The organism is Streptomyces sp. NPDC059897, assembly GCF_042730865.1.
GTDB lineage: Bacteria > Actinomycetota > Actinomycetes > Streptomycetales > Streptomycetaceae > Streptomyces.
On the sequence record NZ_JBHWKQ010000001.1, the window covers coordinates 345,718 to 366,242 of the forward strand.

Annotated in this window: 25 protein-coding genes, 1 tRNA gene and 1 pseudogene; 12 read left to right on the forward strand and 15 right to left on the reverse strand. The window is 69.3% G+C overall.

Translation table 11 applies throughout. The annotated features are described in order from the left end of the window. Window positions 1–158: 158 nt before the first annotated feature. A complete protein-coding gene (locus ACFV9W_RS01645) occupies window positions 159–668 on the forward strand; it encodes a MarR family winged helix-turn-helix transcriptional regulator (protein ID WP_385754338.1) in 510 nt (169 codons plus the stop codon). Window positions 669–1,532: 864 nt separating this feature from the next. Here ACFV9W_RS01645 and ACFV9W_RS01650 read toward each other — a convergent pair. The 9 genes from ACFV9W_RS01650 to ACFV9W_RS01690 all read right to left on the reverse strand — a co-directional run bounded on the left by ACFV9W_RS01650 (window position 1,533) and on the right by ACFV9W_RS01690 (window position 7,373). Next, on the reverse strand, window positions 1,533–2,198 hold the full coding sequence (locus tag ACFV9W_RS01650) for a response regulator (protein WP_385754340.1): 666 nt from the start codon (window positions 2,196–2,198) through the stop codon (window positions 1,533–1,535). A 12-nt stretch (window positions 2,199–2,210) separates the two neighbouring features. Next, window positions 2,211–3,332: a sensor histidine kinase gene (locus ACFV9W_RS01655; RefSeq protein WP_385754895.1), complete on the reverse strand. Its 1,122-nt coding sequence runs from the start codon at window positions 3,330–3,332 to the stop codon at window positions 2,211–2,213. Between the two features lie 101 nt (window positions 3,333–3,433). Further along, the gene (locus ACFV9W_RS01660; protein WP_385754342.1) at window positions 3,434–3,970 is read right to left on the reverse strand and encodes a hypothetical protein; all 537 of its coding nucleotides are present in this window, start codon (window positions 3,968–3,970) and stop codon (window positions 3,434–3,436) included. A gap of 120 nt (window positions 3,971–4,090) precedes the next feature. After that, window positions 4,091–4,384: a hypothetical protein gene (locus ACFV9W_RS01665; RefSeq protein WP_385754345.1), complete on the reverse strand. Its 294-nt coding sequence runs from the start codon at window positions 4,382–4,384 to the stop codon at window positions 4,091–4,093. A 66-nt stretch (window positions 4,385–4,450) separates the two neighbouring features. Next, on the reverse strand, window positions 4,451–4,594 hold the full coding sequence (locus ACFV9W_RS01670; RefSeq protein WP_385754348.1) for a hypothetical protein: 144 nt from the start codon (window positions 4,592–4,594) through the stop codon (window positions 4,451–4,453). 306 nt (window positions 4,595–4,900) lie between these two features. Continuing rightward, window positions 4,901–6,097 (reverse strand): hypothetical protein, encoded by a 1,197-nt coding sequence (locus ACFV9W_RS01675; RefSeq protein ID WP_385754351.1) that lies wholly within the window; start codon window positions 6,095–6,097, stop codon window positions 4,901–4,903. Window positions 6,098–6,184: 87 nt separating this feature from the next. Continuing rightward, on the reverse strand, window positions 6,185–6,511 hold the full coding sequence (locus ACFV9W_RS01680) for a transcriptional regulator (RefSeq protein ID WP_385754354.1): 327 nt from the start codon (window positions 6,509–6,511) through the stop codon (window positions 6,185–6,187). Further along, complete coding sequence (locus ACFV9W_RS01685) at window positions 6,489–6,740, reverse strand: hypothetical protein (RefSeq protein WP_385754356.1); 252 nt, start codon at window positions 6,738–6,740, stop codon at window positions 6,489–6,491. Before ACFV9W_RS01685 ends, ACFV9W_RS01680 begins: the two co-directional genes overlap by 23 nt. 204 nt (window positions 6,741–6,944) lie before the next feature. Further along, a complete protein-coding gene (locus ACFV9W_RS01690) occupies window positions 6,945–7,373 on the reverse strand; it encodes a DUF6281 family protein (protein WP_385754357.1) in 429 nt (142 codons plus the stop codon). Window positions 7,374–7,549: 176 nt separating this feature from the next. On the opposite strand from ACFV9W_RS01690, the pseudogene ACFV9W_RS01695 reads away from it, so the two are divergent. Then, window positions 7,550–7,645: pseudogene (locus ACFV9W_RS01695) on the forward strand (IS5/IS1182 family transposase); the annotation flags it as partial. Window positions 7,646–7,654: 9 nt separating this feature from the next. Here ACFV9W_RS01695 and ACFV9W_RS01700 read toward each other — a convergent pair. Next, entirely contained in the window at window positions 7,655–7,933 is a 279-nt protein-coding gene (locus tag ACFV9W_RS01700; protein ID WP_385754360.1) for an HU family DNA-binding protein, read from the reverse strand. Between the two features lie 290 nt (window positions 7,934–8,223). Here ACFV9W_RS01700 and ACFV9W_RS01705 point away from each other — a divergent pair, with 290 nt between their 5' ends. From ACFV9W_RS01705 to ACFV9W_RS01730, 6 genes are all read left to right on the forward strand, one after another. Further along, window positions 8,224–8,448 (forward strand): hypothetical protein, encoded by a 225-nt coding sequence (locus ACFV9W_RS01705; RefSeq protein ID WP_385754362.1) that lies wholly within the window; start codon window positions 8,224–8,226, stop codon window positions 8,446–8,448. Window positions 8,449–8,672: 224 nt separating this feature from the next. Then, the gene (locus ACFV9W_RS01710) at window positions 8,673–9,083 is read left to right on the forward strand and encodes a hypothetical protein (RefSeq protein WP_385754365.1); all 411 of its coding nucleotides are present in this window, start codon (window positions 8,673–8,675) and stop codon (window positions 9,081–9,083) included. Between the two features lie 254 nt (window positions 9,084–9,337). Continuing rightward, window positions 9,338–10,015, forward strand: coding sequence for a hypothetical protein (locus tag ACFV9W_RS01715; protein ID WP_385754367.1), 678 nt, complete (start codon window positions 9,338–9,340; stop codon window positions 10,013–10,015). 269 nt (window positions 10,016–10,284) lie between these two features. Next, on the forward strand, window positions 10,285–10,665 hold the full coding sequence (locus ACFV9W_RS01720; RefSeq protein ID WP_385754369.1) for a hypothetical protein: 381 nt from the start codon (window positions 10,285–10,287) through the stop codon (window positions 10,663–10,665). Between the two features lie 157 nt (window positions 10,666–10,822). Next, entirely contained in the window at window positions 10,823–11,317 is a 495-nt protein-coding gene (locus tag ACFV9W_RS01725; protein ID WP_385754371.1) for a hypothetical protein, read from the forward strand. Window positions 11,318–12,628: 1,311 nt separating this feature from the next. Next, window positions 12,629–12,799 (forward strand): hypothetical protein, encoded by a 171-nt coding sequence (locus ACFV9W_RS01730; RefSeq protein ID WP_385754373.1) that lies wholly within the window; start codon window positions 12,629–12,631, stop codon window positions 12,797–12,799. Between the two features lie 23 nt (window positions 12,800–12,822). Here ACFV9W_RS01730 and ACFV9W_RS01735 read toward each other — a convergent pair whose 3' ends face one another. The 3 genes from ACFV9W_RS01735 to ACFV9W_RS01745 form a co-directional block, all read right to left on the reverse strand. Next, window positions 12,823–13,443 (reverse strand): dihydrofolate reductase family protein, encoded by a 621-nt coding sequence (locus ACFV9W_RS01735; protein ID WP_385754376.1) that lies wholly within the window; start codon window positions 13,441–13,443, stop codon window positions 12,823–12,825. Window positions 13,444–13,623: 180 nt separating this feature from the next. Beyond that, a complete protein-coding gene (locus ACFV9W_RS01740) occupies window positions 13,624–13,863 on the reverse strand; it encodes a hypothetical protein (RefSeq protein ID WP_385754378.1) in 240 nt (79 codons plus the stop codon). 467 nt (window positions 13,864–14,330) lie between these two features. Then, window positions 14,331–14,534, reverse strand: a complete 204-nt coding sequence (locus ACFV9W_RS01745; RefSeq protein WP_327350435.1) for a cold-shock protein — start codon at window positions 14,532–14,534, stop codon at window positions 14,331–14,333. Between the two features lie 347 nt (window positions 14,535–14,881). Here ACFV9W_RS01745 and ACFV9W_RS01750 point away from each other — a divergent pair, with 347 nt between their 5' ends. After that, window positions 14,882–15,346, forward strand: a complete 465-nt coding sequence (locus ACFV9W_RS01750; RefSeq protein WP_385754382.1) for a GNAT family N-acetyltransferase — start codon at window positions 14,882–14,884, stop codon at window positions 15,344–15,346. A 175-nt stretch (window positions 15,347–15,521) separates the two neighbouring features. Here ACFV9W_RS01750 and ACFV9W_RS01755 read toward each other — a convergent pair whose 3' ends face one another. Beyond that, entirely contained in the window at window positions 15,522–16,085 is a 564-nt protein-coding gene (locus ACFV9W_RS01755; protein ID WP_385754385.1) for a TetR/AcrR family transcriptional regulator, read from the reverse strand. 90 nt (window positions 16,086–16,175) lie between these two features. Between ACFV9W_RS01755 and ACFV9W_RS01760 the strand changes: the two genes are divergently transcribed. Beyond that, entirely contained in the window at window positions 16,176–17,258 is a 1,083-nt protein-coding gene (locus ACFV9W_RS01760; RefSeq protein WP_385754387.1) for a saccharopine dehydrogenase NADP-binding domain-containing protein, read from the forward strand. A gap of 274 nt (window positions 17,259–17,532) precedes the next feature. Here ACFV9W_RS01760 and ACFV9W_RS01765 read toward each other — a convergent pair. Further along, a tRNA-Pro gene (locus tag ACFV9W_RS01765) sits at window positions 17,533–17,606 on the reverse strand. Between the two features lie 127 nt (window positions 17,607–17,733). On the opposite strand from ACFV9W_RS01765, the gene ACFV9W_RS01770 reads away from it, so the two are divergent. Together ACFV9W_RS01770 and ACFV9W_RS01775 are read left to right on the forward strand one after the other, a co-directional pair. After that, a complete protein-coding gene (locus tag ACFV9W_RS01770) occupies window positions 17,734–18,222 on the forward strand; it encodes a DUF309 domain-containing protein (RefSeq protein ID WP_385754390.1) in 489 nt (162 codons plus the stop codon). A gap of 178 nt (window positions 18,223–18,400) precedes the next feature. Then, entirely contained in the window at window positions 18,401–20,488 is a 2,088-nt protein-coding gene (locus tag ACFV9W_RS01775; RefSeq protein ID WP_385754393.1) for an MDR family MFS transporter, read from the forward strand. Window positions 20,489–20,525 lie beyond the last annotated feature (37 nt).

Sequence of the window (20,525 nt, forward strand, 5' to 3'; positions counted from 1 at the left end):
CCGGGCGCGGAAGGGTCGAGGCCCCCGCATCGAGCACGGGCACGGCCTGCGGGCAGGACCAGCCAGGCGCTACGATGTGTATGTTACATACACACTAACTCGTACACCGTACTCCCGGCCCCATGAGGCCGGAACGCGAGGAAAGGAATGCCGCACCCATGATCGAGCCGAGCGAGCAGGAACGCCGCCTGGGAGATCTGGAACGGGAGCTGACCCTCCTGTCCCGGCACTTCATCGCGGCACGCGGCCCGCGCATCGGCCAGAGTCTCGACCGCTCTGCCTACGTACTGCTGACCCGCCTGGAATCGGGCGAGCCCCTCACCCTCAAGGAACTGGCCCACACCTTCCAGGCCGACGTGTCCACCATCAACCGACAGGTCGGCGCCATGCTCAAGCAAGGGCTCGTCGAGCGGATCGACGCCACGACAAAGGGCGGCGCACGCACCTTCCGCCCCACCCCGCTGGGCCTGGAGCGACTGGAGGCGGACCGGGCGATCAGCCGAACGGGCGCCGCCCGGCTGATCGAAGCGGCGGGCTGGAGCGACGAACGCACTCAGCAGTTCCTCACGCTGATGATCGAGTTCAACCACGGGATCGAGCAGCTCGAAGGTCTCGCATGGGACCGGGACCACTCGACACGGTCGCGCGACCGTTCCACCGCGGAGTGATCGCCAGGGCGGCGTCGACGCTCCCCAGTTGCCGGGCGGCTGATCGCCAGCTCTTCGCGTCCGCCCCGAGCGGGCCAGGGGGAGCCCTTCCAGCTGTTCGATGCTTCTGTTGAACTCGCTGAGCAGAACCAGCACATGACGGGTCGACTCGCCCGTCCACCCTGCCGCCCCGACGAGGCGCGCCGCCCTCGAGGTCGACCGCCCGGTCGCCCCGGAGCCGGTCCAGGCCCAGGGGGCCGGTATCTGCGTGCCATGCCGCCATCGGGGTCGGGATGCGCTCCACCAGGCCCTTGTCGAGCTTGGCGCCGTCCTTGCGCCTGCCGGAAACCCCGTCCACGCAGACCACCCGGCCCACGGCCGCCGTTCACCGGCACGGCATGACGATCGGCCGTTCTGCTCCGACTCGCCTACCTGACCGTGGCCAACGTCTTCGCCACGCCGCGCCTGCCCCCGCGAGCGACCATGACAAAAACGCCAAGACCCTGGCCCTCCGCCACCAGATCACCCGTCCTACAGAGGCAACTCGGTCCCGAACGAGCAAAGTTCAGGCCCGAGGACCGGGCATTCCTGGCCTCGCCACCTCACTCTCTCCCACGCCAGCTCCTGCGCCACCTTCACCGGCTCATCCAGCCCGACACCGCGCTGCACCGGCAGACCCCGCACTACGGGCGGTACCGGAACCGATCACCGACCCCGACCAAATCGCCGAACTGAACATACGCCGATACGACCGCCTCGACGGCGTGCTCCACAAGTGCCAACATGCTTCCTGACCTGCAAGGTCGTACTCATCGGCACGCACAGGCCCGCCAGTGTCGGCGGGCCCCGGGTCGGACCTGTGGCGTGGCCCTCCGCACAGGCGTGTCAGGCCAGACCCGCGGCGATGGCGCGGCGGACGGCGTCGGCGCGGTCGCGAATGTCGGCCTTGGCGAACAGGTTGTTGATGTGGGTCTTGACCGTGGCCTCACTGATGAACAGCTTCTCGGCGATGGCTCGATTGGGCAGGCCCTGGCCAATGAGCGTCAGGACCTCGCGCTCGCGCGGTGTGATGTCCGCGGGCAGCGACTGGGTGGCGGCCGGTGCGGTGGTGCGTACCGTGGCCAGGAGCCGGTCCTGGACCTCGCGGTCGAGGACGGACTGACCGGCGGCGGCCGCGCGGATCGCCCGGAGGATGTCCTGCCGCCCGGCGTTCTTGGTCAGGTACCCGCGGGCTCCGGCGCTCAGGGCGGCCAGGATGGAGTCGTCGTCGGCGAAGGTGGTCAGCACGACCACCGCCACACCGGGGTGTTCCTCGCTCAGCCTGCGGGTGGCCTCGATGCCGTCCATCCGAGGCATCCGCAGATCCATCAGCACCACGTCGACCGGCCCGGCCGCCACCGCGGCCAGCACTTCGGTGCCATTGGCCGCGGCCAAGATCACGTCGATGTCCTCGGACAGGGCGAGCACCGCGGCCAGAGGCTCACGGACGGCGGCCTGGTCGTCGGCGACGATCACTCTCAACCGGCTCTGCTGATCGGCCTGTTCACTCATCGGGGGACACTCTCATCGGGGAATACTCTCATCCGGGATCACTGCCTCCACCTGCCAGCCGCCTGCGTCCGGTCCTTCCGGCACCGGTCCCGCTGTCAGGGTGCCATCCAGCAGGGCGACCCGTTCGCGCATCCCGATCAGTCCCATCCCGCTACCGAGTCCCGCGGTCACTTCACGGGTGGCCGGCCCGTTGCGGACCGTCAGTGTCGTCGACGCCTCCGCGAACGTCAGCCGCACCGCGACGGTCGCGCCCGGGGCGTGCCGCCCGGCGTTGGTCAGGGCCTCCTGCACGATCCGCAGCAGATTCTGGGTGCCGCGCGCCGAGAGCGGCCGGACGGGGCCGATGACCGTGAGCGCATCCCGGTGGCCGGACGACTCCAGCATCGCGGTCAGGGTCGCGACCAGCGGCAGTGCGTCCTCGCGCAGCGCGTGCACCGTCCACTGCGCCTGCTTGAGGCTCTCCTTGACCATGCTGTGCGCCTTGTGGTTGGCCTCGCGGACCTTGTCCAGGTCGCCGGTGTCCAGCAGCGCGTCGGCGAGCTCCAGTTGCATGTTGATCCCCGCCAGCGAGTGCGCCAGCACGTCGTGCACGTCTCGGGCGATCCGGCTGCGCTCGGTCAGCGCGGCGGTTCGGGCCTCGGCTCGTGCGGCACGCTCGGAGGACTCGGCCGCGACGATCACCGCCTCCAGCGCGCGCTGCTTGCTCCGGCTGAGGATGCCCGCCACCACAGGAAGGCCCGTCGTGAGTCCCAGGCCCCATGCCAACTGGTGGTGTCCCGGGCCGAAGTGGAAGTGGAGCACCACGGCGCACAGGAGACTGCTGGACGCGGCCAGCGGGAGGGACCACTTGAGCGGGAAGCGGTAGCCGATGTGGCCGACGAGGAAGTAGGCGAACAGATAGCTGGAGCCGGTGCGACTGACCCCGATCAACGCGGCGGACGCGACGACACCCAGTGACATCCCTACGAGGACGAGGCGCGGGGAGAACCTGGCTTCGGGCAGCTGACGGACCAGCAGCGCCGCCGAGCACAGCACGAGGAGCGCGGCGACCGCGAGGCCCCGGCCGCTGAGGCCGAGGGGACGGACCGTCAGGAAGCCGCTGGCGATCACCACGAGCGTGACGGCCCAGTGCAGCCTGGGATCTCTGCGGGGAACCGCCGGGTGCCCGGACCCCGGGGCGGGCGCGGGGTCCGGACGGCTCTCAGGTACTGGCACGGCGCGACGATAGCCCACGATCAGGCGCTGTGATCGACGCTCAGGGCATGATGCGTCTCCGGCGTCGGCCGCCCGGCCGCCATGCGGCTGCGTACGAAGATGGTGGCCAGCCGGGTGACGACCTCGGTGAGGGCCATGAGGACGAACGCGGCGACCCACGCCTGGTCGCTGGTGATGTGGTGGGTGATGCTGAAGCGGGCGACGTAGTCGCCGCCGCCGTGCTCGGTCCACAGCTGGAATCCCATGCGCGCGCCCATGCCGATCACCCAGAGCGCCGCCGAGACCGCGCCGGCCTTGATCAGGACGTGCTCCCCGGAGACCCGGACCCTGGTGTAGACGCCGCCGGCGATGCCGAGTGCGGCGCCCGTGGCCACCAGGGTGCCGATCAGCACCAGGTCGTTGCCTCCGGTCGGTACGGATTCGAGGTACTGGTGGGCCACGAAGGCCACGATCCCCAGCGGGATGAGGAAGGTCCGCCAGTCCAGACGGCCCTCCCGCAGCTGCCGGAAGACGACAAGGAGGAGAGCGATGTCTGTGATCCACTCGGTCGTAGTCATGCCCATAAGACTGCTGCGGCAATGCCTCGACCACCTGGACCCATGGGTGGACCTCCGGGTGGACATCGGTCGGCCGGAGGTGGAACTACCCCCACGGTGTCCGTCAGCGGGACGGCGCGGTTACTGCACCGCGCCGTCCGGAATGCACACGTACCCCTGCCCCCATGCGTTCCGTTCCACGTGGCTGGGTTCCGTGGAGCCGAGGCAGAAGAGCCATGCCTCGCGGTAGGACGGGTTCGTCAGGATCAGCTCCTGCTCGTCCTCATCGGCGCGGACAAGGCTGTCGTACGCCTCGTTGGACAGGACGACCGTGCCGGTGCCCGGCTCGGGGTCGGCGGCCGGAGCCGGGGTGGCGCAGGCGACGGAGGCGGCCAGGGCCAGGAGGAGGGCGCCGGTGGCGGAGCGGATGTGCATCTGGGAGTTCTCCCTGTTTCGACGACGACGGGACATCGCCTGCTCAACCCCGGACTCCCGGCTTGGTCACGCTCCGGACCACCGGGTGGCCTGAAGAAGACACCCCACGGCAAGACCGATCCCGGAGGTGAGCCCGACGTTGACGGAGATCGGAGCGACCACCACTACGTGGTGCACGCGGTGGTCGAAGGTGGAAGTGGTTGCGGACAAGTAAGGCCCTCCATGGCATCGACAGAACGCCGTCACGGAGACCGGTCCACGGAGACCGGGGCAGGAGTCGTCCCGCTGCCGGGGCCGTGTCACGACGTCGCCGCCCGATGGGCGTCGCCACAGGAGAGCGCCGGCCAGGCGCCCCTATGGGTACTCTGCCGCCGCACCTCGACGGTTCGCCGTCCGCACCGATGCACCATGCCTTTCAGGGTCTCGTCAACTGCGTACACACTAACCAACGCCACTGACATCCGGCCGAGTTGCCGGGACGTCCCTGGGACCCACGACGGCCCCGGGCGTCGCCAGCTAGGCGGAAGGCGGGGAAAGCGGGGACGGAGTGGCAGCAGACAGGGCGCCGAGCACGTGCGGCAGGTCCTCGCTGCCCGCGCCGATCAGTATGCGCGCGCCGGGCACCGGTCCGTCCAGTGCCTCGCACTCGGCGACGAGCCCGAATTGCGCCTCCTCCGCCCCGTCCGTACGCCCGTAGCGGCCGACCCGCAGCCGCAGCGGGTCGTCACGGTGCGGTGGCCGCACCCGAACCAGGCGCAGAGTGCCGGGGAAGAGCCGCAACCCGAAGCTGCCGGTGCCCACTGCCGGTCCGGATGCGGCGGCAAGTCCCTGCGGCCCGGTCCGCAGCCACCCCATCGACAGCAGCTGCCACGGGCCCGGACCCCACACGATGCCCTGGAAGCGGCGCTCCACCACCGGCACGATGGGATCCATCCGCACCAGTGTCGGCAGCCTGCGCCGCATCAACCGGTGAGCCCAGCAGGCCATGCCCACCGCGCTCAGCGCACCCACGGCACCCCCGGTCCACGCCATCGTCCAGGGTCGGTCCTCCGCGAACAACGCGCCGAGGGTCCCGCCCAGCCCTGCCATGGTGAAGGTCACCCCTGGCACCACCGTCTGCCACGGCCAGTTCAACCGGGACACGCCACCACGCACCATCCGCCACAGCCCCGACCACAGGAACGCCGCCCCCAGCCCGGCGAGGGCCGCCCCGAATGCGGCGGGGAGCACGAACTCCCGGCCCGGGTAGTGCGCTGTGCGCAGCGTCAGCTCCTCACCGCCCACCGACGCCTCCAGCAGCCGCACCGAATCGCGCCACCAGAACAGGGTTGCCCTTCCGCGACCGTCGGCGGCTTCGACCACGTCCCGGTCGGCGCCGTCGATGTCCAGTTTGATGGCCAGCGTGCGCCCGCCGGTCCGGCCGAACTCGAACTGGTAGCGGGCCCCGGTCTTCTTGTTCAGCTTCAGCAGTACCTCGTCCACTGCCACTTGCTCCGCCCGCATGCAGAACGGCTCCTGGTACCGGTCCCCGCACACCTTCAGCCTGCCGGTGTCCCGCCCTTGGGTGTCGTGGATCGCCAGGCGTGGGAAGTCGAGGTCGGCGGAGCGGGCACGCTCCGCGCTCCGTGCCAGCTGCCACGCCGCCCCCAGCAGCACGACGGCCAACACCACCCGCACCGTCCCCCAGACCACGTCATGCACCCGCCCGCGCACCGGCCCCACCTCCCCTGCCCCCGGACGCCCCTCGCGCCGGTGTGACAGATCGAAAGTGTGCCATCAGAGCTTCCAGGCCGTCCGCCGTCAGCTTCCGGCGTCGTCCGAGAGGCGGCGGGATGTCTCGACGACCTGTTGCAGGGCGGCGACATGGCCCTCCAGCGCACCCCGGCCCGCATCGCTCAGGCTCACCCAGGTGCGCGGCCGCTGGCCGACGTACCCCTTCTTGACCTCGACGTACCCCTCCGCCTCCAGTGTGCTGACCTGCTTGGACAGGGCGGACGCCGACACGACGGCCGACTCGCGGAGCCAGCCGAACTCGTCCCAGTCCACCCCCGCCAGCAGCGACACGACCGTCAGCCACATCGGGTCGAGGAGGACGGCGCCGTACTCAAATGCGGCCGCTGAGAGCACTTCCCGCGGGGTGCCGCTTGCGTGTCGCCACCGAGGACGGCGCACGCCGCATCCGTCGCCCGAAGAGGATCAGCGCACCACCCAGCACGACGCACGTCGCCGTCCGCCAGTACGGCACGTGCACGCCGACGTGCGGGTGGAGCAGGGCGAGCGCGATGCCGGCAGCGGTGACCACCAAGACCACCACCCGGGCGAGGGCGAAGCGTCCGGAGACGACCGGGGTCGGCATCTCCTGCGCGACTCAGTGATGATGGTTGGCCCACAGGAGCTCGATGTGGAAGCGGTCCCGGTCAAGGAAGGCGTCGTGCATTCCCATCAACCCCTCAAGCAATGGCGCGGCGTCGCGACCCACCACGAAAAGACCGCGCCACCATCTACCTGGCCGGACCCCACGTCGCAGGCATCTCCCTCTGGTCCACACCCTCCCCCAACTCTAGCCTCGTGTGCGGGTCTTGACCTCCGGAGGCAGGCTGCCACCGGGTTGGACGGCAAGGAGAACGACCTCGTCCGAGGTGTACCGAATCGCAATCGCGATACGTGGATTCAAGCCGTCGACGGCATAGGCCGTGGTCGGTTCGGGCCCTGCGGCATCGCCGTCGTTTGGTGTGTCATGGCAGGGCGGGAACTCGGCAGGGCCGAGTGCGTGGCCAACGGTGAAGTCGACGTTGGCCACCTGCGTGTAGGTGCGGCCCTCGTACTTGGCAGCGATCGCACATACCCCTTCGGCCTGCCCGCCACCGCCCTGCGCTGTACAGCCGGCCGTCAGCGCGGCCACGACCATAACCATGCCCGAGCACCACGGCAGCCACCACGACCGCGTCGACATGACGGCGCTGCGCCGGCCCGAGCTGCTGATAGGCATCAGTGCACTCCTCCTGGAGCGTGCGCGCTCCGTCTCACCGGGTACCGCTGACGCATGGGGAGTTCGAACTCCGGGCGCGGCTCCCGACCATTCATGACCATGACGGAGTCCGAGGCGAACTGGTTCGTTCCGCTTTGGGTGACCAGCCCTTCTCGCGTGATCCAGACAGGGGGCTCCGTCTGCACCGTCGCTACGAGCGCAAGCCGGAACACCTCCTGGCCTTCACCGCCATCGCCGCAACCCTCATATGTCACCGCAGACTGGCCAAGTGAAATGACGTCCTAGCCCTCGGCGGCTTCCTTGAGCTTGGAGCCCGCGGCCACCTTCACGCTGTACGCGGCGGGGATCACGATCGCCTCACCCGTGGACGGGTTGCGGCTCTCACGCTCGGCGCGGTGGGTGCGCTCGAAGGTCAGAAAGCCGGGGAGGGTGACCTTCTCGTCGCCCTTGGCGACAACGTCGCCGACCGCGGCGGCGAACGCCCCGAGAACAGCATCGGCGTCCTTCTGGGTCACGTCGGCCCGCTTCGCCAGCTCGGCAACCAGCTCGCCGCGGTTCATCATGCGCTCCGTATCACGTTCGGTGCCACTCCCCACTGACAACGCACGCGATCCCCCTGGGGCGTGTGTACTCCGAACGGCCCGCTCAGGTCAGGCCCTTGCATTTCGGTTGTTCGGCGGGGAGTTGACCGGCAAAGGCCGTGGGGTGGGCTTACTGTACGCCTGACGCCTTCTCTACGAGCGATGCACTACCTGCGACGGCGGGCCCACAGGCGCAACCCAGCGGCCGAGGGGGAACATCACGGGGGAGAACGCTCCATTTGGCACGCTGCGAAACATTAGGGAGAACAATGCGCAAGATCGGTCTTGCCTTCGCGACCGGCGTCGCCGGTATCGCCGTCTTCATGGGGTCCGGATCGGCTCAGGCACTTGAGTTCAACAACGATCCCTGCCTGGATCTGTCACGGACACGGGTCTGTGACAAGCACAAGCTCTACCGGTTCGTCCGAATGCAGGGCCCAACACAGAATCCGTGCGGCATGCCGTGGGCGGCCGTGGTGGTGCGCTCCTGTTGAGCCGCGCCTCCGTATCTGTCTGAGCTTGCTCTTTAACCTCCCTACCAGGTCAAAGGCTGTACGACCTCCACCTTCTGAAGGCGGCCGGCCCGTCTCACGTTCGATCGGATGGCGCCGGCTCGTGGACGTACGCCAGCCCCACCGCGCTCACCCCACACCAGCCCCGCCGGCGCCGGGGCGTCCGAGGAGAGGACCACGGCCGCGGCCGCCACTCCGTCCGTCACGTGCACTACGACCACATCCTGCTGCTCGGCCAAGCCCTCGGCGACGAGCGCGTCCGCGACGTCCTGGCCGTACGGGCGCAGCCGGCGCCCACGCAGCACGGTCCGCGCGTACGCGACCGCGGCCAGGCGCACAGCAACCGGGTATCCCAAGCACCCCGCGGCCTGCTCCGGCGCCAGGCCCTCCTCGCCGACGCACAGGTCGGCGATCCGCTCCCCGCGTACACGGGCAAGGATCGGGTGGCCGTCGAGTTGGCGGTGCCCAGTTCGCCGGCGAGCCTCGCGAGCGTCAGCGCGGGGTCCGCGTCGAGCAACTCACCGGTCCGGGCGTGCAGCTGGTCGCGGGGCACCATGTCGCCGCTGCCCTTGGGCCGATGCACCGGAGCCTCCGAGGCGGCCGGCGTCTCCCGGTAGGCGCGCAGGACGCCGCGCGGACAGTGCTCCACTCCCCCGGCCTTCTGCAGGTGCGGGGCGATCCGCGAGTCCCTTTCGCGGGCGCCGTGTGGTCCGGAACGGGCGCGGAGCCCTGCTGCTCCGCACGGACACGTTCCCGCATGCCCCTCACAGCAGAAACCGTCACGGAACCAACCGACGAGAAAAGTGATCAATGCATATACGAACCGAATAGCACATCGCTGTTCGAGAACGGGGGCATTGAGTCGATGTTCATGGTCCGTCCACGGCAGTCCGAGCAGTCCGGGAAACTCGCGGTGGCGATGCTGGCGCTCGCCGGAATCACCGCAAGCGTGCTGATCGGCCGGGAAGGGCTGCGCACCGTGGTCGGCTGCGGCCTGGCCAATGACCCGTACGCGTCGCAGACCGCGGCGGACTGGAAGACGAGTGCGGACCACGTGGTGGTGGCCCTGCCGACCTCCGAGCGGGAGATCAACCGGAAGGACTTCGACAAGGGATCAGTGCGGTACACGGTGGACCGGTCGGTGACGCTCCGGAAGGAGAAGGTGCTGTGGTCCGCTGACACCCCCCGGCACGAGATGGGGAGCGCCTTCGACATGACCGCCCCCGGCTGGTCGATGTACCGGAACGGCAATCGGGTCAAGCGCACGGCTCCGGACGCACCTCGGCTGGAGACCGGTCACGCATACGTCCTTGCCCTGCGCTGGGACGCCGGGCAGTGGGTCGTCCTCGGAGAGGGTGCCGCCGTGCCGTTCGACGAGCATGTGGTGGGGCGAGGGGAGTGGTGCGGCCGGGTGCTGAACGAGGACGACTTCGCCAAGGGTGAGCAGTTCTCGCCACGGGATGACCCCAGTCTGGAAGAGACGGTGCGTGGTCAGGACGAAGACGCCATCTCCCGCGAACTCGTGAAGACGGGCGGCAAGAGGCCGTAGCACGGACCGATTCCCGGCCCCATTTGTGCCTGCCGCCCGCCATGTCGCGTAGTTCTCGGCGGGAAGCTCCGCTCTCCCTTCGGCGAGGAAGGTCCCGGCCAGGGTGTTCTCCTGCTCCCTGATCCAGAGGTCGACCGCATCGGGTCCCAGCCTCGGGGCGAAGTCGGACGGATGAGGGACGGGTGGGAGGCCGTCGTTCGTGATCATCGGTGTATCAGCTGGCACTGACAGCCGGGCACACCGACGGTGCTGCTCAGTACGCTCGGGCCATGAGCGTCTCTCTCTACTACTGGGCAGGCCGGCCGACGGAGTTGACCGAGCTCGAAGCGGCCGCGGTCGAGCACATCGTCGCCAGCCGCGCAGCTTCCTTTCCGTTCCAGGACGAGGAGGGCCTGTTCCTCTACGGCGGCCGCCGTGAGCCGGATGAGGTCCTGGCCGGGTCCACCAAGATGCCCCTCGACCTCGAACGGGTCCTGCCGGTCATCGAGCACACACTGGACGCCCTGACCGAGGTGCGCCGTGCCCTGCCGGGAACGCAATGGCGCGTGCACCTGGACGACTTCGACGTTCCGTGGGACGAGGACCACGGCTTCGTGCTCCCCGGCATGCGCGACGGAGACCCTACGGCCGACGGCCTCGAAGTCGCGTGACCGACCAAGGCCCTGATCGCGCACGGCGGTTCGGGGCCACCCGGCCGCGGACAAGAGGCGCTGACCGGAAGCGGACCGGGGCGTGCCAGGAAGAAGTAGCATCGTCGCCGACGTGGCGAGGTGAAGGCCGTCGCTTGCTGACAAGGCGGTGTGAAGCGTGGAACAGAAGAAGCCCTGGACGATCCAGTGGCATATTGCCGCAGATGGAACGGTGATCAAGCAGCGGTCCCGGGGCAGCGCGGAACACGAACAGCTGTTCCAGCAGTTTGCGACGACGCGGACGCCGAGGATCGAGCAGCTCGACGCCATGGAGGAGGAGCTGCAGCGTGCCAGCTCCTCCGGCGAGCGAAGGTCCAGGGTCCTCCTCTACCTGGCCTACGTGGCCCTCGCAGGGCTCGTGGCCGGGATCGTGTCGACCTGGGCCGGCATCGATGCCGGGTTCTTGACGCTGGGGTCGCTCGCTGTCGTCGTTCTCCTCGGGCTCAGCACGGGCGTCATCATGCGGGCATCGATCAGTCGCTATCAGCGCGCTCACCAGCAGGCCGGGTTCGAATCGTCGAACGGCGTCACACTCGCCGCTCGCGAGGCCCGCATGATGATCAGCGATCCAGGTGCCGTCTCCGGCATGGAGTTCGCCGCCGTCCGAGCCTGAGGGCAGCCGTGGGCGGTGATCTTCGAGCGAGAGGCGGCAGCACCGCGTCGAGGACGTTCGCAGGAGTCTCGACTCCCGAGCTGGGCGCGGGGTCGATCAGAGCTGCTGGATTGGACAGTTGCCGTTCGCGCCCACGGTGCAGAGAATCTGCCGGCCCGAGTGGGAATCTGCCAGCTTGAATGCGACAGGGCACGGAGCGTCTCAGCGACGTAGCCAACTGTCCAAACGGTGGACGTCTGCTCCGAGATTTGGACGCGAAGCTTCGCCTACATCCCTGTGTGCATTGGGCCGGCACCAGCCGCACCGCCCGCTTCCTCGCTCCGGACAGCGACAAGGAGACTCGGCGGCGCAATCAGCAGTGGCTGGCGTCGGATCCCTGAACCCCTGCCGAGGACGCCTACCGCTGCCACATCCCGACCTGGGTCCTGCGCAGTGAGGGCAAGATCGTCCTAGTGGGCGAGGCTGACATCGCACCCGAAGCGTCGATTCATGGTCAACGCACGCATCCTGTACACGCACGTCGGCTGGAACGCGGGGTCGCGCGACGGCGCATGGGCTCCCACCTTTCCCAAGGCCCCGACAGCGCCCACCGCAGTCGGGCGCCACGCGACGAACACGAACGCCTCCGCCGGCAGGACAGCACGCTCGTGTTCAACGACAGCATCGCCCCCATCCACCTCGCCGGACAGGCAGTGCTGCGGGAGGGCACCCACCGCATCGACGGCAACCTGCTGTTGGAGGCCGCGCCGGGCCACGCCCCCGGTTCGCCCGTCCTCACTCCGCGCTCGGGCACCGACCGTGCCGTCTTCTCCGGGACATGCTGCACAGCCCCGTCCCAAGTCCTTGAGCCCAACTGGAACAGCTGCTTCTGCGACGACCTCCAGCTCGCGGCCAAGAGCCGTCGCGCCCACCTCTCACGCTCCACCGAACTGCGCGAGATCATCGTCCCGGCCCACTGGCCGGGACACGAGGGGGCGCCGAGGTCCGCCGTGACGGCGACGGCTTCGCTCTCTCCGCGTGGGCCGGCTTCCCCGCCGCTGACGCGACCCCCGCGCCCGGCGGCGGTCACGGTCGGACGTCCGGGCCGCGGCCGGCCAGAGCCCCCGATGCTCCAGAGCCCGAACCCAAGGCTGCGGGATCGGACGGTGCCGTTGCGGGGCCGCAGTTGCGGCGCGGGGCCCGGGCGCCTGCGGCGTTCACACGGGCGACGGGCTCATACCACCTCAAGCCCCTTCAGGTGGCCGGGTGTTGCCTCCGTGAACTGGGTTGACGCGGCACCGTTAGCAGCACACGTCCGCCGACGCCGACACGATGTTCGCGCCCTGGCCCTCGCTGCTGCTCCCCATGCTCACTCTCGACGACGCGCACGAGCTGATGGGCCTCCTCGCCGACGTACGCGCCGGCCGTGAGCCCGAACGCGAGCTCGCGGCCTGCCTGCTGGCCACCGACACCGCACGGGTGTCGTCCCGCGAGCAGCGGTAGTTGTGAGTGGCATCGCCCTTCGCTCAGGGCAGCACGCGATAGGTCACGTGTGTGACCGAGTTCCCTGCCCGCGACTCCACCTGTTCAAGATTCAGTGACGGCACGCCCGCGAACAGTCGCGTACCGGCGCCGAGCGTGAACGGCACAATGTGCAGCCGCAGCTCGTCGATCAAGCCTGCGGCGAGGTACTGGTTGATGGTGGTCGCACCCCCGTGGATCGACACATTGCGGCCCCCGGCCGCCTCGCGCGCCTGCCGCAGCGCGGAGTCAATGCCGTCGGTGACGAAGTGGAAGGTGGTGCCGCCGTCCATCGGTTGTGGGTCGCGCGGGTGGTGCGTGAGCACGAAGACCGGTGCGTGATACGGCGGATTGTCGCCCCACCATCCCTTCCACTGTCGATCCCATTCGCCGCGTACGGGGCCGAACATGTTGCGCCCCATGATGAAGGCGCCGGCCAACGTCAACCGGTCGAGCTCAGCCTGTCGCTGCTCCGGGGTTTCGAACATCCAGGCGTGCAACCTGTCGCCCCAGCCATCGCCGGCGTCGTCGCCGAACGGGCGCTCCTCGGCCTGGTTGAGCCCGGCCGAGTACCCGTCGACGGAGATCGAGAGATCGCAGGTCACTTTGCCCAAATGTTCGGTCACTGTGCCGTCCTCCTGGTGGCGGCCTTCCGTCGCCTTCGCGGTGAGCCGTCTGATCCGCTGACTACTGGGGTAGACCGTTCCGGGCTCGCGAACTCATCTCCCGGCCGCACAGCCTTTCCCTGCGCCACGCGGCTGCAGGCGGCGCCGCCAGTACTCGCACTGCGCGGCGGGAGTGGCCGCCTACTCCTGCGGCGACTGCGGGTGCCGGGTGACCTGTCGCAGCTGCTTTTCGACGTCGTGCCGGTCGAGGTCGTTCTCCTGCGCGAACTCGGTGGCCGCGGCCCGGGCCTTCGCAGCCGCCTCGAACCAGACCTCACGCTGCTTCTCGCGCTCGTCGGCGTCGAGGTGCTCCAGCTTCTTGCCCTCGTCGTCGGCTGCGCGCTGGAGGCTGATCAGGTCTTCCGGGAGTTCGATTGCCACGAACCGGATCCTAAGCCGGGCCCCGCGGCGTGGCACGAAGGGCACGACGAAGCCCACGACCGAATCAGGTGGAGGGCTCGTTCGCGCGCGGCTACGGCCGCCACACTCCTACGGCCTCGCAGCGCTCGAACCCCGTGATCAATTCCCGCAGCCCTCTGCTCGCGATACATCGGCGCGGCCTGGGTCACGGTCGTCGGCGCCGTCCTCGCGGAGATCGTCGGCGTGACCGGGATCTGTCCCATCGTCAGAGGACGTACGCGGCCCTCCGGGCCCGCATGATTTTGCGACCACGCTGCCGGCCTCGGCAGGCCGGGCCCGACACAAGCATGGGGTTGTCGCTCCACTGGCCCGGCGAGGGCTGCCAGACCAGCAGCAGGCCCGATCACCGGCCAGAAAGCGGATCACAGACTACGACGCGCGATGCCCGCCCCGGCCAAGCCCGGGGCGGGCATCGAGGAACTGCGGGCTCAGGCGGGGGTGATGTTCTCCGCCTGCGGGCCCTTCTGCCCCTGAGTGACGTCGAAGTTGACCTTCTGGCCCTCCTGGAGCTCACGGAAGCCCGAGGCGTTGATGTTGGAGTAGTGGGCGAAGACGTCGGGGCCTCCGCCGTCCTGCTCGATGAAGCCGAAGCCCTTTTCCGCGTTGAACCACTTCACGGTTCCGGTGGCCATGTTGTCCTCCAAGAGACTCGAAAACGGTCCCGCCTTGTGCGGGAGCCGGAGGTGATCGTCCTGGTCCTCCGAGACTCTGAACAGCAGAACGCCCGTGAGCTCGTACTCACGGGCGACCAGTACTTCGGATCCATGACAGCTGAGCAAGACGTTACACCGGCAGACCGCCGTATGGCGGGCACTCGTCAATTCCAGGTGCCCCCTTGGCGTCATCGAGTGCCCCTTTCCCGGAGGCCGCATGGTCCCGAACCAGCCCCTATGCAGGTCGAGGCTCAGTGGGAACTCGCAAAGCGGCAACGCACATGGCCATGGCCCGGCCCCCTGGCCTCGCCTGCCAGACTGCTTGGGTGATCGTCAGACCCGCGCAAGACCGTGATTTCCCGAGCTTCCTTGCCCTGGCTGCCCAGGTCGAGCACTGGTTCGGCCCGATGGTCGAGGAGCCTGGCTTCCATGACGCCGTGAAAGATCACATTCGTCGGTCGACGGCGCTCATCGCCGTCTCTGCGGGACGAGGAGTTCTCGGCGGGTTGCTGTTCGGCGCGAAGGCGCCTGTCTTTCACATCAATTGGCTGGTGGTTTCGGAAGAGGGACGCGGCAGCGGCGTCGGTCGCGCGCTGATGGACGACGCGTCACGCAGGTTCGTGCGGGGGCCAGGCACCATCGAAGTGGTCACCTTCGGAGCCGACCATCCAGGTGCTGTTTCCAGCGGAGCTCGCGTCTTCTATGAGTCGCTGGGCTTCACTCCCGCTGAGGCTGCAGAACCAGGGCCGGAGGGCGGGTCACGGCAGATCTATCGTCGGCTCGTCTCCTGAGTGAAGTGGCGTCGGCATGGCCGATCTGCCCAGGCCGAGTCACGTAACTTCCCAGCCTGGCCTCAGCGGTACTACTTGATGGCCGGCTCAGTCGGCTTGCCAACTGTCGCCTTCGGCCGCTTGTCGGGCCGATGGCTCGGCCCGTTCATGATGACCTGGTGGCGACGGCTTCGGCTCACATGTCCCCGGCCAGCACCGCGTTGAGCGCGGCCTCGGCGGCGTCGAAACACCTGAGGAAGGGGCCCTCGCCGTCGGTCCAGCGGCCGAAAGTCTCCTCGGAGACGATTGAGGCCACCCGTGCGGCCAGGTGCGCCTCGGTGGGCGCGATCCCGCGCTGCTCGAGGGCGTCTTGCAGTGCGGCGGTCACCGCGGCCAACTTGCTGCGCTCGCGTTCCTGCAGCTCCGCACTGGACTCGATGATCGCTCTGCGCCGCCCGGAATCGGCGACCGTCGCAGTGACCTGAGAGCCGACCTCGCGCAGGCCCGACAGCGCCGCCCGCAGCGGCCCGCACTCGGGATCGGCAGCGATGACGGCCTCGGCCACGGCGCGTGGCAGCCGCTCGGAGCCGGCGAAAAGGATCTCCCGCTTGTCCGGGAAGTACCGGTGGAAGGTCCGGCGGGTCAGCCCCGCCCGCTCCGCGATCTGCGTCACCGTCACGGCGTCGTAGCCGTGCTCGCCGAACAGGTCCAGTGCCGCCTGGCGCAGGCGTTCCGGAGCTCCTGGGTCCCAACGTGCCATGCCCGCATCCTACCCACAGGCATGTCTCACTGTGTCATCGCTGTTAGCGTGGCGATGACACAGTGAGACATCATGGGAGGCGGATGAGTCATGACACGGAGCGAGATCTGGATTCTGGGGGCCACCGGTCGGGTCGGCCGGGCCGTCGCGGCGCGCATAGTGGCGGCGGGGACCGTTCCCGTCCTGGTCGGTCGCGACGCCGGCCGACTGCGCACGACCGCCGCCGACCTCGGCATCGACGCCGACGCGAAGATCGTCGTCGCGTCGGGGACGAACACCATGGCAGCCGAGATCACCCGACAGCGGCCAGCCGTGGTCATCAACACCATCGGCGACTACGCCGAGAGCGCCGTCCCGCTCGCCCGCGCCTGCATGCCGGGCGGCCACTACCTCGACCAGGCCAACGACCCGACCGCGTTCCACCGCCTGTTCGCCCTGCACGACGAGGCCACCGCCGCGGGAAGCACCCTGGTGACCGGCGCGGGATTCGGCGTCGCCGGAACCGAGGCGATCGTGGCCCGCCTGTGCGAGAACCGTCCTGTACCGAGCCACGTCCGGGTGGACGCCCTCGCCTCGGTCGCCGTCGAGGAAGGAGTGCTCGGCGCCGCCCTCGCCGCCAGCATCGTGGACAGCCTCGCGACGGGAGGCCGCCGCTACGAAGGCGGCCGAATGGTCAAGACCCGCCTCGGCGGGGAGGTCCATCCCCTGACCCTGCCCGACGGGGAGCGCATGTCATCGGTCGGCGTCCCCTCCGGTGAACTCGTCGCAGCGCACCGCGTCAGTGGAGCCCCGTCGGTGTCGGCGACGTCCGGCCTCGTTCCCGCCTCGCGCGCCGTGCGAACAGCCCTGCCGCTGCTGTCGGCAATGCTGCGGGTCCGGGCCGTGCGGTCCTTCGCGATCGGCCGGATGTCCCGGATCAAGGCCAAGGCCGCTCCACGCCCGCGCCCCCACACCTGGGGCCACGCCGTCATCACCTGGCCCGACGGCACCGTCCGCGAAGGCTGGTTGCGGGCCGGCGACGCCATGGACTTCACCTCCGCCGTAGCCGCGCAGACCGCGCTCCGGCTCGCCGCAGGCAAGGGGCGCCCCGGCGCTCTCACCCCGGCCGCCGCACTGGGCCCGGACCTCGCCGTCGCCGCCGGAGCCGACTTCATGGCTGCCGCCCGCCCCTGACGCCGAGCGCTGCGGTGCCCCGCCCCGCTGCCCGTGGACAATCAGCGCCTCAGCTGACGGTCGGCGCCAACTGGACTGCGCAGTCCAGGCATTCGCGTCGTGCCGATGGGCCGGCGCGGCGGCGGAAACAGAAGGGGCACCACGCTGACGCGATGCCCCATGACCAGCGATCTGGGAACACGTGGGAGCGACCCGCCCCCCAACCTCCCCCGAACACAAGAAAAGGGCCGTTCGAAAACGGCCCTTCACCTGCGACGTTCGATCGTTCGAACTGTCGGGACGACAGGATTTGAACCTGCGACCCCTTGACCCCCAGTCAAGTGCGCTACCAAGCTGCGCCACGTCCCGATGTCCACTGCCTTCGGCCCGGTGTTCTCCGTCCCGTCGGCGGCGACAAGAAGAACAATACCCCAAGCTCAGGGGTGGTTTGAAACCGGATCTGCGGGCTCGCGGGCGGCTGCGCGAGAATCGGGGCATGAGCACTTCGCGCAACGGTGAACGGGACCGTGACCAGGAGGGACGGGCGCGCAATGCCCGGCCCCGTGACGGGCTCGGGCGGCCACTCCCCTACGGCACGCCCGGTGTCGAGCGGCAGCCTGAAGGGGTCGTGCGGACGGCCGCGGAGAGCGTCGCGGAGGCGCAGGCGCTGCTGGATGCCGGGCGGCCGTTCCACGCCCACGAGGTGTTCGAGGACGCGTGGAAGTCCGGGCCGGAGAGCGAGCGCGAGCTGTGGCGGTCCCTCGCGCAGACCGCCGTGGGGCTCACGCACGCTGCGCGTGGGAACGCAACCGGGGGCGCCCGCCTGCTGCGTCGGGGCGCGGAGGGCATCGCGGCATGGCAGGGCGTCGCGCCGGCGGGCCTCGACACGGTGGCGCTGGTGGGCTGGGCGCGTGCGCTGGCCGATGAGGTGGAGCGGGCCGCCGAACCCGTGGATGCCGCCGCCGTCGCGCCGCGCCTCACCTGACGCGAGGCGCCGCGCCTCACCTGACGCGGGGCGCCGGGCCGCGCACGCTTCCCTCCACCACAAGCCGCACACGCCCCTCCGCCCCGGCACGCACACCCCGTCCGCCCCCAAAACCGCACGTCACCGGTCCGGCCCCCACCCGCATGCGCCGTCCGGGCCCCGATGTGACCCTGCGAAGGTGACGACCACCGAAGAAGCAGCCCCGCCGCCGGCCGCCGAGACGGCTCCACCGGTCCTCGACAGACGCCGCCGCAATGTCGTCTTCGGGACGATCATGCTCGGCATGCTGCTGGCCGCCCTGGACCAGACGATCGTCGGTACGGCGCTTCCGACGATCGTCTCGGACCTGGGCGGCGCGGCGCACATGTCATGGGTCGTGACGGCCTATCTGCTCGCGGAGACGGTCGCCACGGTCCTCGTCGGCAAGTTCGGCGACATGTTCGGGCGCAAGATCGTCTTTCAGCTCTCGGCGATCATCTTCATCACCGGTTCGTTCCTGTGCGGCCTGTCCACGAACATGTCGCTGCTCATCGCCTGGCGGGCATTGCAGGGCATCGGCGCCGGCGGCCTGATGGTGACGGCGATGGCGCTCATCGCGGACGTCATTCCGCTGCGCGAGCGCGGCAAGTACCAGGGTGCGATCGGCGCCGTGTTCGGTGTCTCGACCGTCATCGGGCCGCTGCTCGGCGGCCTCTTCACGGACCACCTGACGTGGCGCTGGGCGTTCTACGTCAACGTACCGATCGCGATCGTCGTCGTGATCGCGGCGGCCAGGACGATCCCGGTGGTGAAGTCGGCGGCGAGGCCGATCATCGACTATCTGGGCATCGCGCTCGTCGCGGTCGGGGCGAGCGCCCTGATCCTGGGCACCAGTTGGGGCGGCAACGAGTACGCGTGGGGATCGGGCGTCATCATCGGGCTCTTCGTCGGCGGCCTCGTCGCGCTCGGGCTGTTCTGCTGGGTGGAGACGCGCGCCAAGGAACCGATGCTGCCGATGCATCTGTTCCGCAACCCCGTGTTCACGGTCTGCTCCATCCTCAGCTTCATCGTGGGCTTCGCGATGCTCGGCGCGATGACGTTCCTGCCGACGTATCTGCAGTACGTGGACGGGGACTCGGCCACCATCTCGGGTGTACGCACCTTGCCCATGGTGATCGGTCTGTTGATCGCGTCCATCTTCTCCGGCAACGTGGTCAGCAAGACCGGGCAGTACCGGATCTTCCCGATCGTGGGCGCCCTGGTGATGGCGCTCGGCCTGTATCTGCTGTCCCTGATGGGCAGAACGACGAGTACGTGGCTCGAATCCCTGTACATGTTCGTGCTCGGGCTCGGCATCGGCCTGTGCATGCAGGTGTTGACGATCGCCGTGCAGAACACGGTCGATTATGCAGAGTTGGGCACCGCCACCTCCGGTGTCACCTTCTTCCGCACGCTGGGCAGCTCGTTCGGCACCGCCGTGTTCGGCACGATCTACGCCAACAGTCTGGAGCCAAACCTGAAGCAGGGCGTCGCGGAGGCGGCACGGGCCGGAACCGGGATCTCGCCAGAAGCTCTCGCCAAGGCCGCGCAGAGCCCGCAGGGGTTGCACAGCCTGCCGGAGGCGGCCCGCGAACCCATCGTCAACGGGTACGCGGACTCCCTGCACACGGTGTTCCTGTGCACAGTGCCGGTGGCGGTCATCGGGTTCCTGGTCGCTCTGTTCCTCAAGCAGGTGGAGCTGCGCGACACCGCGCGTGCCGGCTCCTCCGACATGGGTGAGGGCTTCGCGCAGCCGTCGACCGGGGCTTCGGCGCATGTCCTGGAGCGGGCCGTGGCGAACCTGGTGAAGGAGACGGACCTCAACACCGCGCGGCACATCCTGGAGAAGTCCGAGACCCGGCTCGACGTCGCGGGCGCGTGGGCCGTCATGCAGGTGGACTTCTTCACGCGGATGGTCGGCCACGCCAGCCTCGGCATGATCGCGGCGCGCCGCAGGCTGCCGCCCGAGGTGCTGGTGCCGGTGTTCCAGCGGATGGTCGACGAGGGCTATCTGACGCGTACGGGCACGTACTTCTCGCACACCGAGGCGGGGCACCGGGAGTCGGCGGTCATCAACAACGCCTGGGGCGACTGGCTGAGCGCGAAGGTCGAGGCGGACGTCGGCCGACCCGCGGACGCGGAGCTGCGCGCCGCGGTCGACTCGATCGCGAAGCGGCTGCTGGCCGAGGACATGGCGACCGGTTCGACGAGCGGTTCCGGCTCGGAGCGCACCCTCGTACCCATGTAGAGAGACGGTGGAGGGGCGGTCCGCCACCGTCAGTTCA